Raw genomic sequence first — 13,191 nt, forward strand, 5'->3', positions numbered from 1 at the left:
CCCCCGGAACCCGCATGGACCTCGAAGACACCCGCAACCTGTTCGCCAACCTCCGCGAAAACACCGACTGGGACATCAACGGCCCATTGCTGTGGGGGTATTTCTTCGTCCACTCCAGCGCCGAGCCGCTGCAGGTACTGGCCGACCACCTGCAGGCGCAGGGCTACAGCTTCGTCGAGCTGTTCGAACAGGAGCCGGAAGAGGGCGACGCGCCGTTCCACGTGCTGCACGTGGAGCGCGTGGAAATCCACGACGAAGCCTCGCTGGACCGCCGCAACCAGGAATTCGCTGCCCTGGCCGCGGAAAAGGGCGTGGAAGACTACGACGGCATGGACGTCGGCCCGGCCCCGGCCCTGCAGTAACGCGCGTACCGGTAGTGCCGGCCGCTGGCCGGCAATGCTCGTCGCGTTGGATCAACGGAGATGCCGGCCAGCGGCCGGCACTACCGAAGCCTCAGCGCAGCTTCGCCAGCGCCTGGCCCAGCTGCACCGGGCTTTCGGCGCCCAGCTGCGGGGCGAACTCGGCCACGCCCGGCGGCAGCAGCACGATCACGGTCGAGCCGTAGTTGAAGCGCGCCATCTCGGCAAAACGTTCCAGCTGGATGCCCTGGCCGCGGTAGTCCTTGCGGGTGATGCGATCACCATAGGCCGGGATCTCCTCGCCGCTCCATACGGTTTCCACGCCGGAGACCAACAGCGCACCGACCATCACGCTGACCATCGGGCCGAAGCTGGTGTCGAAATGGCAGACCAGGCGCTCGTTGCGCGCAAACAGGCGCGGCACGCCGTTGACGGCCGCTGGGCCGACGCTGAACAGGCGTCCCGGCACGTGCACGGTTTCGCGCAGGGTGCCGGTCCACGGCATGTGCACGCGGTGGTAATCGCGCGGGGACAGGTACACGGTGGCGTACAGGCCATCGTTGTACGGCTTGGCATCCTCGTCACTGCCCAGCAGCTCGGCGGCGGTGAACGACTGGCCCTTGGCCTGGAAAATGCGTCCGGCCTCGATCCTGCCGAGCTGGCTGATGCGGCCGTCGGCCGGCATCACCAGGCTGCGCGGATCGGCATCGGCCACGCGCGCGCCCGGCTTCAGGGCACGGGTGAAGAACTGGTTGAAGGTGGCGTAGCTGCGCGGGTCCGGGTTGGCCGCTTCGTCCAGGTTGACGTTGAACTTGCGGGTGACCGTGTCGATCAGCCAGCGCGACACGCGCGGATCGTCCGAGTACGCCAGCGAGCGCGCCATCGAGGACAGCAGGCGGTGGGGCAGGACGTACGTCAGGGCGGTGGTGAGACTCATGGGGCGGTTTTCTCGGTCAGCTTCTGCAGGTCGCGGGCAATCGCCGGCGCGTTGAACGGGGGGCGTACCAGGCCGGCCAGGCGGCCCTGCGGATCAAGCACGGCCAGGCTGGCCGAATGCTCGACGGTGTAATCCTCGGGATTTTCGTCGAAGTGCTTGCCCGGCACCTTCTGGAACACGAAGCCCAGCGAGGTGGCAAAACGTTCCAGCGAGGGAACGTCGGCGGTGGCGGCCAGGGTGTCCTTGTGGAAACCGTGCACGTACTCGCCGAGGCGGGTGGCGCTGTCACGGTCGGGGTCGACCGAGATGAACAGCACGCGCGGGCGCAGGCTGTCGGGCAGGGCCTCCCACTGGTTCTGTGCGCCGGCCAGCTCGGCCAGCGTGGTTGGGCAGACGTCGGGGCAGAAGGTGAAGCCCAGGAACACCAGGGTCCAGTGGCCCTTCAGCTCGCCCGGGATCAGCCGGGTGCCGTCGGACTGGGCCAGGTTGAAGTCGGGCAGTTCACGCGGTTGCGGGTACAGCGTGATCGCTTCGGTGGCCGGGGCGTTGGCCGGCGGCTTCGGCGCGAACACCTGCTGGGCGGCCAGCAGGCCGAGCCCCGCCGCCAGGGCGATCAGCAGGATGATGCCGGCGTTGCGATTGAACATGGGGGCTCCCGCGCGAAATGGGCTCCATCATACCGGCTGCGGCCCGATCGTTTCCGCCGCAACGGATGCCGCCGCGGGCGCCAGCCCCTATAATCGGGGGCCACTTTGCCCGCAGTACCGCCATGACCGCTGAAACGGCCGCCGAACTCCACACGATCATCGATCTGATCCGCTACGGCACCAGCCGTTTCAACGAAGCCGGGCTGACCTTCGGGCACAGCTATGACAACGCGCTGGACGAGGCCACCCAGCTGGTGCTGCACAGCCTGCACCTGCCGCACGACCTCGGCCCGGCCTACGGCCAGGCGCGCCTGCTGCAGGCCGAGAAGCTGCGCGTGCTGGAACTGTTCCAGCGTCGCATCGACGAACGCATCCCGGCCGCCTACCTGACCGGTGAGGCCTGGTTCGCCGGCCTGAGTTTCAAGAGCGACGCGCGCGCCCTGGTGCCGCGCTCGCCGATCGCCGAGCTGATCGAGTGCGGTTTCGAGCCGTGGCTGGCAGGTCGTGACGTGCATCGTGCACTGGACCTGTGCACCGGTTCGGGCTGCATCGCCATCGCCATGGGGCACTACTACCCGAACTGGGAAGTGGACGGTGTCGACCTGAGCGACGACGCGCTGTCGTTGGCGGAGGAGAACAAGGAGCGCCTGCAGGCGCACAACGTCACCCTGCTCAAGTCGGACCTGTTCAATGGCCTGACCGGCCGCCACTACGACCTGATCGTCACCAATCCGCCGTACGTCACCAACGACGAGACCGATGCCCTGCCGCAGGAGTACTCCTACGAGCCGGAGATGGGCCTGCGTGCCGGCGACGACGGCCTGGACCTGGTGCTGAAGATCCTGCGCGATGCCCCGCTGCACCTGAGCGAGGACGGCCTGCTGATCTGTGAAGTGGGCGAGTCCGAGCAGCACCTGATCAAGCTGCTGCCGGAAGTCGACTTCGCCTGGATCGAATTCAAGGTTGGCCAGATGGGCATCTTCGCGGTCGAATGCCGCGAGCTGATCGCCCACAGCGCCCGCATCACCGAACTGGCGGCGCAGCGCCCGTGAGTTCCAATTCGTTCGGCAAGCTGTTCACCGTCACCACGTTCGGCGAGTCGCACGGGCCGGCCATCGGCTGCGTGATCGATGGCTGCCCTCCGGGGCTGGCGCTGGACGCGGCCGAATTCGCCCACGACCTGCAGCGTCGCGCTACCGGCAAGAGCCGGCACACCTCGGCCCGCCGCGAGGCGGACGAGGTCGAGATCCTGTCCGGCGTGTACGAGGGCCTGACCACCGGCACGCCGATCGCCCTGCTGATCCGCAACACCGACCAGCGCAGCAAGGACTACGCCAACATCGGCCAGCAGTTCCGGCCGGGCCATGCCGACTACAGCTACTGGCACAAGTACGGCATCCGCGACCCGCGCGGTGGCGGTCGTTCTTCCGCGCGCGAGACCACCATGCGCGTGGCCGCCGGCGTGGTCGCCAAGAAATGGCTGGCCGAGCGCTTCGGCGTGACCGTGCGCGGCTACCTGTCGCAGCTGGGCGACATCACCCCGGCCGGTTTCGACTGGTCGGCGGTGGAAGACAATCCGTTCTTCTGGCCGCACGCCGCACAGGTGCCCGAGCTGGAGGCGTACATGGATGCGTTGCGCAAGTCCGGTGATTCGGTCGGTGCGCGCGTGGACGTGGTGGCCGACAACGTGCCGCCGGGCTGGGGCGAGCCGATCTACGGCAAGCTCGATGGCGAACTGGCCGCCGCGCTGATGAGCATCAACGCGGTGAAGGGCGTTGAGATCGGCGACGGTTTCGCCAGCGCCGCACAGAAGGGCACCGAACATCGCGACCTGCTGACCCCGCAGGGCTTCGCCAGCAACCATGCCGGCGGCATCCTTGGCGGCATTTCCACCGGCCAGCCGGTGGTCGCCTCGATCGCGTTGAAGCCGACCTCCAGCCTGCGCCTGCCGGGCCCGTCGCTGGATACCGCCGGCAACGTGGTGGAGGTGGTCACCACCGGTCGCCACGATCCCTGCGTCGGCATCCGCGCCACCCCGATCGCCGAGGCAATGGTGGCGATGGTGCTGATGGACCAGGCGCTGCGCCATCGCGCGCAGTGCGGCGATGTCGGCACGATCACCCCGCGCATTCCCGGGCAGATCGATGGCTGACACGCGGCCGACCGTGTGGGTGAGCCAGCCGCTGATCGACGCGGCCATCGCGCCGCTGCGCGATCGCGTGCAGCTGCGCATCACCGACACCGTCACCGCCTGGTCGCCCGAGCAGATCGCCGAACAGCTGGCCAGCGCCGACGGCGCCATCATCACCCTCAACGAGCGCATCGGCGCAGCGCAGGTGGCCGATGCCGCGCAGCTGCAGGTGATCGCCAATGTCGGTGTCGGCTACAACAACCTGGATGTCGACGCGCTCAGTGCGGTCGGTATCCTGGCCAGCAACACGCCGGACGTCCTGACCGAAACCACTGCCGATCTCGGCTTCGCACTGCTGATGGCCACCGCGCGCCGCATCACCGAGTCCGAGCGCTGGCTGCGCGAGGGCCAGTGGCAGCAGTGGTCGTTCCAGACCATGCTCGGTGCCGACATCCACGGCAGCACGCTGGGCATCCTTGGCATGGGCCGCATCGGCCAGGGCATCGCCCGTCGCGGCGCGCACGGTTTCGGCATGAAGGTGCTGTACCACAACCGTTCGCAGCTGCCGGCCGCGACCGAAGCGGAGGTGGGGGCCCGTTATGTGGACCTGGACACGCTGCTGGCGCAGTCCGATCACCTGCTGCTGGTGCTGCCGTATACCCCTGCCTCGCACCACCTGATCGATGCCGCCGCGCTGGCGAAGATGAAGACGTCGGCGACGCTGGTGAACATCGCCCGCGGCGGCCTGGTCGATGAGATCGCGCTGGCCGATGCGCTGGCCAACGGCCGCCTTGCTGCAGCGGGTCTGGATGTGTACGAAGGCGAGCCAAAGGTACGCCCCGAACTGCTGGCGCTGCGCAACGTCGTGCTCACTCCGCACATCGGCAGCGCCTCGCTGGCTACGCGCACGGCGATGGTACAGCTGGCCGTGGATAATCTGGTTGCCGGGCTCGGCCTGGACGGCGGCCCGTCGCGCATGCCGAGCGCGATCAACGCTGACGCGGCGATGGCCGCGCGCGTGACTCTGGGCAAAAAAACCGGGAAACGATAGGGAACCTCCGCGCGCCCCGCTTGAGGAGGTTCCCCGAACCCAGCTGTCGTGCGTGTTTTTTCCCATCCCCGTTTTCGTGAGAGTTTCCCCCATGAGCAATGCACAGCGCAGTTTCCACGTCGCCGTCGTCGGTGCCACCGGTGCGGTCGGCGAGACCATGTTGTCGATCCTGGCCGAGCGTGGTTTCCCGGTCGGTACCCTGAGTGTCCTGGCCTCCGAGCGTTCGGCCGGCGGTGAGATCGAATTCAACGGCCAGAAGGTCAAGGTCCAGGATCTGGCCACCTTTGATCCGACCGGCGTCGAGATCGCCCTGTTCTCGGCCGGTGGCAGCGTGTCCAAGGAATACGCACCGAAGTTCGCGGCTGCCGGTGCGGTGGTGATCGACAACTCCTCGGCGTTCCGATACGACGATGACGTGCCGCTGGTGGTGTCCGAGGTCAACCCGGAGCAGGTCGCCAACCGTCCGCGTGGCATCATCGCCAACCCGAACTGCTCGACCATGCAGATGCTGGTGGCGCTGGCGCCGCTGCACCGCAAGTACGGCATCGAGCGCATCAACGTCTCCACCTACCAGTCGGTGTCCGGCGGTGGCCGTTCGGCAACCGAGGAGCTGGGCAAGCAGACCGGCCAGCTGCTGAGCTTCCAGGAAATCGATCCGCAGCGTTTCCCGGTGCAGATCGCTTTCAACCTGATCCCGCACATCGACGACTTCCAGGACAACGGCTTCACCAAGGAAGAGATGAAGCTGATCTGGGAGACCCGCAAGATCCTCGGCGACGACAGCATCCTGGTGAACCCGACCGCGGTGCGCGTGCCGGTGTTCTACGGCCATTCCGAGTCGGTGGCGATCGAGACCCGCGACAAGGTCACCGTCGCCGAAGCGCGTGCGCTGCTGGAGCAGTCGCCGGGCATCGAAGTGGTGGATCGCCACGAGGCCGGTGGTTACCCGACCCCGGTCACCCACGCCTCGGGCACCGACGCGGTGTACGTTGGCCGCATCCGCGAAGATCTGTCGCATCCGCGCGGCCTGAACCTGTGGATCGTGTCGGACAACGTGCGCAAGGGCGCGGCGCTGAACGCCGTGCAGCTGGCCGAACTGGTCGCCGCCGAGCAGCGCTGATCTCCGGTTATGTAGCGTCGAGCCATGCTCGACTGCTTGTCGGTAGTGCCGGCCGCTGGCCGGCATTGCCCTGATCCACCAGCTGAAGGGATTGCCGGCCAGCGGCCGGCACTACCTCAAGGGTCTTTCCGGTGGGTGCGGACCTTGGTCCGCACGCTTTATAGTGTCGCCCATGAATAAACGGGCCAAGGGCGCAAAGCGCCCGCTCAGCTATCTTTCCGCCGCGCTGCTGGCCCTGGCCAGCAGTTCGGCGTTTGCCCTGGGCCTGGGTGACATCCGGGTCCTGTCCAAGCCGGGCCAGCCGTTGCTGGCCGAAATCCCGGTGGTCTCGGCCGATCCGTCCGAGCTGGAGAACCTGCGCGTCGCGCTGGCCTCACCGGTCACCTTCGAGCGTGTCGGCCTGCAGCGGCCGACCGGGCTGGTCAGCGAACTGCAGTTCGAACTGACCCGCAATGCGCAGGGCAGGGCGGTGGTGCGGGTGACTTCGCAGGCGCCGGTCGAGACCCCGTCGCTGAGCTTCCTGATCGAGGCCGACTGGGGCCAGGGCCGGCTGGTGCGCGAGTATTCGGCGCTGGTTGATGCACCGTCCAGTGCGCTGGCAGTAACCGAACCGGAGATCGTTGCCCCGGCAGGCACGCTTTCCAACACGATTGCCCGCGAGCCGGCGCCCGTGTCTGCAACGGAGGCGCCCGATGTGCCGACCCGTGCCGCTGCAGCGACACCGCCGGCACCGGCACGGCCGCGTGCGGCACCTGCACCGGTGGCGGCCACTCCGGTTGATGGCAGCATCACCGTGCAGCGCGGTCAGACCCTTTCGCAGATCGCCAGTGCGGTGGCGCGCGGCAACCAGGTCAGCCGCGACCGCGCGATGATCGCCCTGCTGCGAGCCAATCCCGAAGCTTTCATCCGTGGCAACGTCAACCTGCTCAAGCAGGGCGCGGTGCTGCGTGTGCCGGGCAGCGATGCGCTGGCCGCCGTGGATGCGGCGGAGGCCGCTGCGCTGGTGCGCGAGCACGCCGCGCAATGGCGGCAGGCACGTACCGTTCCGCAGCCGGCGGGAACGGTCGCACCGGTCGCCAGGGCGGCAACCACGAGCGCTTCTTCCCCGGCTGCGACCAATGGCGCACGACTTGAGATCGCTCCGGCGCTGGCGTCCGACGCCGCGCATGCGGGCACAACCACCGGCACCGCTGCCGGCAGCGAGGGTGACATGCTGGGCAACGAACAACTGCGCCAGGCGCGTGAAGACATCGCCACCCGCGATGCCGAGATCGGCGAGCTGAAGCAGCGCGTGGCCGATCTGGAGAAGCTGAAGGAACAGCAGCAGTCGCTGATCGCGATGAAGGACAACGACCTGGCGGCCGCGCAGCAGCGACTGGCGCAGGCCCCGGGGGCCCGTGACGCGGTGACGCCGTGGTACTGGCTGGGCCTGCCGGTGCTGCTGCTGGCGGCCGGTGCGGCCTGGCTGCTGCGCCGTCGCAAGCCGTCGCCGCTGCCGCCGCTGCGTGAAGAAGACGATGCCGCGGGCCTGACGGCTGCGGTGCCGGCGGGCGCGGCGCTGGATACGCTGGCCGAGCAGTCTTCATGGTCGTCGGCGGTAGCCGATGGCGGCCGCCACGAGCCGGCGATGCCGGCCTGGGCGAGCGAGCCCGAGGTGCAGGCCGAAGCCGCAGTCGATCCGATCACCGACCCCATGGCGCCGCCCGAGTGGCGGGCTGACTCGCTGCGTGACGAAGACGTGGTCGTACTGCCCGAGGCGGTGACCGATCTGCCGCGCTGGGACGAACCCGCGACCGCCAGCGGCGAGGGTGTCGTCGTCGAGCCGGTGCAGGATGAACCGATTGCACCGGAAGCCCCGGCCGACATCGGTGTGCCGGACTATGCGCTGCATGCCGAACAGCAACCGCAGTTCCGTGGCGTGTTCGATCTGCCGGCAGAAACGCATGACGTCGACGCCCCGGTCGATGCTATCGATCAGGCGCCCATCGACCGTGACGGCATTGATGCCCCGCATCACGAGGATGCCGCGCCGATCACCGCGGCGGCGGGCACCGACGCTGGCTGGTCGCCCCGTGCGGGCCAGGAGCGCCTGGAACTGGCCATCGCCTATCTCGACCTGGGCGACGCGCAGACTGCGCGTACCCTGCTGCTGGAGGTCGCAGAAGGCGGCGACCTGCACAGCCAGGCACAGGCGCGCGAATTGCTGGCGCGCCTGCCGTGACCGAACCTGCTGACAAGGACCGTGCCATGAGCCGCGAGCGCCGCATCGACTACGTAGAGTTCGCCTCCAGTGATCCGGCCGCCAGCCGCGCCTTTTTCGAGAAGGTGTTCGGCTGGTCGTTCGTCGACTATGGCAGCGACTACACCGCTTTCGACGATGGCCGCCTGCAGGGCGGCTTCTTCCGCGGCCAGCCGCAACGGGCCAGTGACAGCGGCGCGCCTTTGCTGGTGCTGTACGCCGACCAGTTGGCGCCGATCGAGGCGGCGGTGCGTGATGCCGGTGGCGAGATCGTGCGCCCGGTGTTCTCCTTCCCCGGCGGCAGCCGCTTCCAGTTCGTCGAGCCCGGTGGCAACGAACTGGCGGTCTGGTCCGAACGCGATCCGGCCTGAGCGCCGCCCACCCGCAACATCGAGGTAGCACATGCGTTACGCGCTTGGCGTCGAGTACGACGGCAGCGATTTCAGGGGCTGGCAGAACCTGGGCGAGGGCGGTCCCAGCGTGCAGGCCAGCCTCGAGCAGGCCCTGTCGTCGGTGGCCGACGCGCCACTGCAGGTGGTCTGTGCCGGCCGCACCGATGCCGGTGTGCATGGCCAATGCCAGGTCGTCCACTTCGATACCGACGTGGTGCGCGATCCGCGCGCCTGGATGCTGGGTACCACCACCCGCCTGCCGCGCTCGATCGCAGTGCGTTGGTGCGTGCCGGTGGCCGATGATTTCCATGCCCGTTTCTCGGCGCGTGCACGTCGCTACCGCTACCGCCTGCTCAACCGTGAAGTGCGGCCGGCGCTGGAGCGGCAGACCCTCAGCTGGGAGCGCCGGGCGCTGGACGAGACCCTGATGCATGCGGCCGGCCAGTCCCTGCTCGGCGAGAACGACTTCAGCGCGTTCCGTTCGGTGCAGTGCCAGGCGCTGCATGCCCGGCGTGAACTGCAGTCACTGCAGGTCAGCCGCCAGGGCGAGGTGATCGAGGTCGCCGTGCAGGGCAATGCATTCCTTCATCACATGGTCCGCAATATCGTCGGATCGTTGATCCTGGTGGGCAGCGGCGAAAAGCCGGTGGAATGGATCGCCGAACTGCTGGCCGGGCGCGATCGCACCGTAGCTGGCCCCACCGCACCGCCGCAGGGCCTGGTGTTCCTTGGGCCCCTGTACCCCGACAACTGGCATCTGCCCGCCGAGGTCACGCTATGAGCCGCTCCTACTACCGTACACGCATCAAGTTCTGTGGCATGACCCGTGCCGGCGATGTCCGCCTGGCCGGTGAACTGGGCGTGGACGCGGTGGGCTTCATCTTTGCCCGCGAGAGCAGCCGCCGGGTCGCGCCGGCCGAGGCCCGCGCGATGCGCCAGGCGATCGCGCCGATGGTCGACGTGGTGGCGCTGTTCCGCAACAACAGCAAGGAAGAGGTGCGCGAGGTGCTGCGCACGGTGCGTCCGACCCTGCTGCAGTTCCATGGCGAGGAAGACGAGAGCTTCTGCCGCAGCTTCAACATGCCCTACCTGAAGGCGATCGCCATGGGCGGGCGTGAAGAGGTCAACGCCCGCACCCTGCAGCTGCGCTATCCCAGCGCCGCTGGCTTCCTGTTCGACAGCCACGCACCGGGTGGTGGTGGCGGTACCGGCGTAGCGTTCGACTGGGGCCGCATTCCGAACGGGTTGCACCGGCCGTTCCTGCTGGCCGGTGGCCTGAACCCGGAAAACGTCTATGACGCCGTCCTGGCCACGCTGCCGTGGGGCGTGGACGTCTCCAGTGGCATCGAGCTGGAGCCGGGCATCAAGGACGGGTACAAGATGCGCACCTTCGTCGAAGAAGTGCGCCGCGCGGACTGCACGGTTCTGGAGTGATACGCGTCACCCTTTGTCGTGATTTGCGGCCGGATTTGAGCCTGCACGCATTCTTCACATAGGATGGAGCCAACGCGCCTGCCAAGAGGGCCGGCGCGGGGATCGACGGGGCGCGCTCTGCGCGTCCCGAACGGGCGAACACCGCCCACTGCCCAGGAAGGCAAAGCGATGCAGGAATTCCTCACCGTCGTGTTCGGTTTCCCGACCCTGCCGTACAGCATCGTGCTGGCGGTGGCGGTGCTGTATTGGGCGCTGGCGGCGTTCGGCCTGGTCGATGACGGGTTCGGCGATGCCGGCGCCGATGGTGCGCTGCATGGCGATCACCACGACCTGCAGGGCCTGTCCGCGCTGCTGGCGCGCTGGGGCCTGGGCGGGGTGCCGCTCATGCTGGTGGTGACGCTGCTGGGCTTCTTCGCCTGGATCGTCACCTATTTCATCCATCTGTTCGTGCTGCTGCCGCTGCCCGACCTGCTGCGCTGGTCGATCGGCGCGGTCGTGGCCGTGCTGGCGCCGTTGCCAGCGGTGCCGGTCACTGCGCTGCTGCTGCGGCCCATCCGCCGGTTCCTGCTGCGCCTGCGACCAGTGGCGCAGGCCTCGCTGCTGGGACGGACCGGCGTGGTCGCCTCGCCCAGGGTGGATGCCCGCAGCGGTCACGCCACCTTCGACGACGGTGGTGCCGGGCTGGTGCTGCAGGTGCGCAGCGACATCGAACTGCAGCGTGGCGAGCGCATCGTGCTGGTCGAGCACATGGCCGAACAACACTATTACCGGGTGGTCCGCGCTGATGCGGTCGCCCTCGATTTCCAGGACAACCTGCTTCCGGGCAACAAGGAGAATCACTGATGACATTGGCAACCATGGCCCCCTTCCTGATCGGCGTGGTGGTCCTGCTGGTCGGCCTGCTCGGCCTGGCCGGCCTGTTCAAGGCCTTCTACCGCAAGGTCGACCAGGGTGTGGCCCTGATCGTCAACGACATGAGCTCCACGCCCAAGGTGCATTTCACTGGCGCACTGATCATCCCGGTGCTGTACCGCGCCGAGCTGATGCGGATCAGCCTGATCACCCTGCAGATCGATCGCCGCGGCAAGGAGGGCCTGATCTGCCGCGACAACATGCGTGCCGACATCGCCGTGGCCTTCTACCTGCGGGTCAACGAGACCCAGGCCGACGTGCTGCGCGTGGCCAAGGCCATCGGTGCCGACCGTGCGTCGGACAAGCACGCCGTCGATGAGCTGTTCAACGCCAAGTTCTCCGAAGCGCTGAAGACGGTTGGCAAGAAGTTCGACTTCACCGAACTGTTCGAGAAGCGCCAGGAATTCCGCGACGAGATCATCGCGGTGATCGGCAACGACCTCAATGGCTACGTGCTGGAAGACGTGGCGATCGACTACCTGGAGCAGACGCCGAAGTCGCTGCTGGACCAGTTCAACATTCTCGACGCGCAGGGCATCCGCAAGATCACCGAGCTGACCGCCGCGCAGAACGTGGTGACCAACGAGCTGGAACAGAACGAAAAGCTCGCCATCACCAAGAAGAACGTGGAGGCACGTGAAGCGCTGCTGGCGCTGGAACGCCAGCAGGCCGAAGCCGAAGCACGCCAGAAGCGCGAGATCGAGACCATCCGTGCCCGCGAGGAAGCCGAGACCGCCAAGGTGCAGGAAGAACAGCGCCAGCTGTCCGAGAACGCCCGCATCGAAGCACAGCAGCTGATCGAGATCCGCGACCAGAACCGCCTGCGCGAAGTGGAAGTGGCCGAGCAGAACCGCCAGCGCGCCGTGGCCATCGAGGCCGAGCGCGTGGAGCGCGCGCGCCAGCTGGAGCAGGTCACCACTGACCGCGAAGTGCAGCTGCAGGGCGTGGAGCGCGACAAGGTGGTCGAGCAGGGCAAGATGGATGTGGCCAACATCACCCGCGAACGCATCTCCATCGACAAGACCGTGGCCCAGGAAGAGGAGCGGATCAAGGAAGTGCGCGAGGTCTCCGAGGCCGACCGCCAGAAGCAGGTGCTGATCCTGGAAGCCGAAGCCAAGGCGCAGGAATCGCTGGTACGCGAGGTGAAGGAAGCGCAGGCACGCGAAACCGCCTCCAAGCACCGCGCAGTGGAACTGACCACGCTGGCCCAGGCCGAACACGAAGCGGCCGGCAAGCAGGCCGAAGCCAAGCGACTGCTGGCCGACGCACTGCGCGCCGAGCAGGCCGCGCCGGGCCTGGCCGAAGCGCAGGTGCGTGAAGCCTCCGCGCTGGCCATCGAGAAGGTCGGCATCGCCGAGGCCCGCGTGATCGAAGCCAAGGCCGAAGCCAGCCTGAAGCAGGGCAGCAACGAGGCCCAGGTGCTGGCGCAGACCCTGCAGGCGCAGGCACAGGGCGAGGAGAAGATGGGCCTGGCCCGTGCCACCGCCACCGAATCGCTGGGCAATGCCGAAGCCGGCGTGGTGCAGAAGAAGCTGCTGGCCGAGGCCGAAGGCCTGGTGCGCAAGTTCGAGGCCATCGCCTCGCTGAGCGACCAGGCACGTGGCCACGAAGAGTTCCGCATGATGCTGGACAACAGCCTGAAGCAGGCGCTGGCCTCGATCGAAGCCGGCAAGGAAGTCTCGCGCGAGAACGCCAACGTCATCGCCAGTGCGCTGCGCAATGCCGACATCGATCTGGTCGGCGGCGACGGCGGCATGTTCGAGAATCTGGTCAAGGCGGTTTCGCTGGGCAAGTCGATCGAAGGCTTCGCCGGCAAGAGCCCGATCGTGCAGGAGCTGATGCAGCGCTACCTGGGCGTGGCCGTGGCCGAACCGGCCCCGCGCCAGATCACCGAGGATGCCGACGCGGTGCCGACCGTGTCGGCCACCGTGGTCGACAGCGCCCGTTGATGCATGGGGCGGTGGCCGCC

Annotated in this window: 13 protein-coding genes; 11 read left to right on the plus strand and 2 right to left on the minus strand. The window is 67.8% G+C overall.

What is annotated here, in order from left to right; translation table 11 throughout:
* The first annotated feature begins 14 nt into the window (after positions 1-14).
* Positions 15-362, plus strand: a complete 348-nt coding sequence (locus D5301_RS12295) for a ribonuclease E inhibitor RraB (protein ID WP_110713014.1) — start codon at positions 15-17, stop codon at positions 360-362.
* Positions 363-453: 91 nt separating this feature from the next.
* On the opposite strand, the gene asd is transcribed toward D5301_RS12295, so the two are convergent.
* Both asd and D5301_RS12305 read right to left on the minus strand, forming a co-directional pair.
* Positions 454-1,296 (minus strand): archaetidylserine decarboxylase, encoded by an 843-nt coding sequence (gene asd, locus D5301_RS12300; protein ID WP_153855806.1) that lies wholly within the window; start codon positions 1,294-1,296, stop codon positions 454-456.
* Positions 1,293-1,943, minus strand: a complete 651-nt coding sequence (locus D5301_RS12305; protein ID WP_006381470.1) for an SCO family protein — start codon at positions 1,941-1,943, stop codon at positions 1,293-1,295. Before D5301_RS12305 ends, asd begins: the two co-directional genes overlap by 4 nt.
* A gap of 122 nt (positions 1,944-2,065) precedes the next feature.
* Between D5301_RS12305 and prmB the strand changes: the two genes are divergently transcribed.
* From prmB to D5301_RS12355, 10 genes are all read left to right on the plus strand, one after another.
* Complete coding sequence (gene prmB, locus D5301_RS12310) at positions 2,066-2,995, plus strand: 50S ribosomal protein L3 N(5)-glutamine methyltransferase (protein ID WP_110713009.1); 930 nt, start codon at positions 2,066-2,068, stop codon at positions 2,993-2,995.
* Positions 2,992-4,095 carry a chorismate synthase gene (gene aroC / locus D5301_RS12315; protein WP_005410486.1) on the plus strand — a complete coding sequence of 368 codons (1,104 nt, stop codon included), beginning with the start codon at positions 2,992-2,994 and terminating at the stop codon, positions 4,093-4,095. Before prmB ends, aroC begins: the two co-directional genes overlap by 4 nt.
* Positions 4,088-5,125 (plus strand): D-glycerate dehydrogenase, encoded by a 1,038-nt coding sequence (locus D5301_RS12320; protein WP_153855808.1) that lies wholly within the window; start codon positions 4,088-4,090, stop codon positions 5,123-5,125. The genes aroC and D5301_RS12320 overlap by 8 nt, the downstream gene beginning before the upstream one ends.
* Before the next feature lie 91 nt (positions 5,126-5,216).
* Complete coding sequence (locus D5301_RS12325; protein WP_110713006.1) at positions 5,217-6,245, plus strand: aspartate-semialdehyde dehydrogenase; 1,029 nt, start codon at positions 5,217-5,219, stop codon at positions 6,243-6,245.
* 172 nt (positions 6,246-6,417) lie between these two features.
* Positions 6,418-8,466, plus strand: coding sequence for a FimV/HubP family polar landmark protein (locus D5301_RS12330; RefSeq protein ID WP_153855809.1), 2,049 nt, complete (start codon positions 6,418-6,420; stop codon positions 8,464-8,466).
* A gap of 26 nt (positions 8,467-8,492) precedes the next feature.
* The gene (locus tag D5301_RS12335) at positions 8,493-8,855 is read left to right on the plus strand and encodes a VOC family protein (protein WP_093999948.1); all 363 of its coding nucleotides are present in this window, start codon (positions 8,493-8,495) and stop codon (positions 8,853-8,855) included.
* Between the two features lie 31 nt (positions 8,856-8,886).
* A complete protein-coding gene (gene truA / locus D5301_RS12340; protein ID WP_153855810.1) occupies positions 8,887-9,657 on the plus strand; it encodes a tRNA pseudouridine(38-40) synthase TruA in 771 nt (256 codons plus the stop codon).
* The gene (locus tag D5301_RS12345; RefSeq protein WP_153855811.1) at positions 9,654-10,310 is read left to right on the plus strand and encodes a phosphoribosylanthranilate isomerase; all 657 of its coding nucleotides are present in this window, start codon (positions 9,654-9,656) and stop codon (positions 10,308-10,310) included. Before truA ends, D5301_RS12345 begins: the two co-directional genes overlap by 4 nt.
* 168 nt (positions 10,311-10,478) lie before the next feature.
* Complete coding sequence (locus D5301_RS12350) at positions 10,479-11,153, plus strand: OB-fold-containig protein (RefSeq protein ID WP_110713002.1); 675 nt, start codon at positions 10,479-10,481, stop codon at positions 11,151-11,153.
* A complete protein-coding gene (locus tag D5301_RS12355) occupies positions 11,153-13,171 on the plus strand; it encodes a hypothetical protein (protein WP_180846267.1) in 2,019 nt (672 codons plus the stop codon). The genes D5301_RS12350 and D5301_RS12355 overlap by 1 nt, the downstream gene beginning before the upstream one ends.
* Positions 13,172-13,191: the final 20 nt, after the last annotated feature.

Source organism: Stenotrophomonas sp. MH181796, from assembly GCF_009659995.1.
Lineage (GTDB): Bacteria > Pseudomonadota > Gammaproteobacteria > Xanthomonadales > Xanthomonadaceae > Stenotrophomonas > Stenotrophomonas riyadhensis.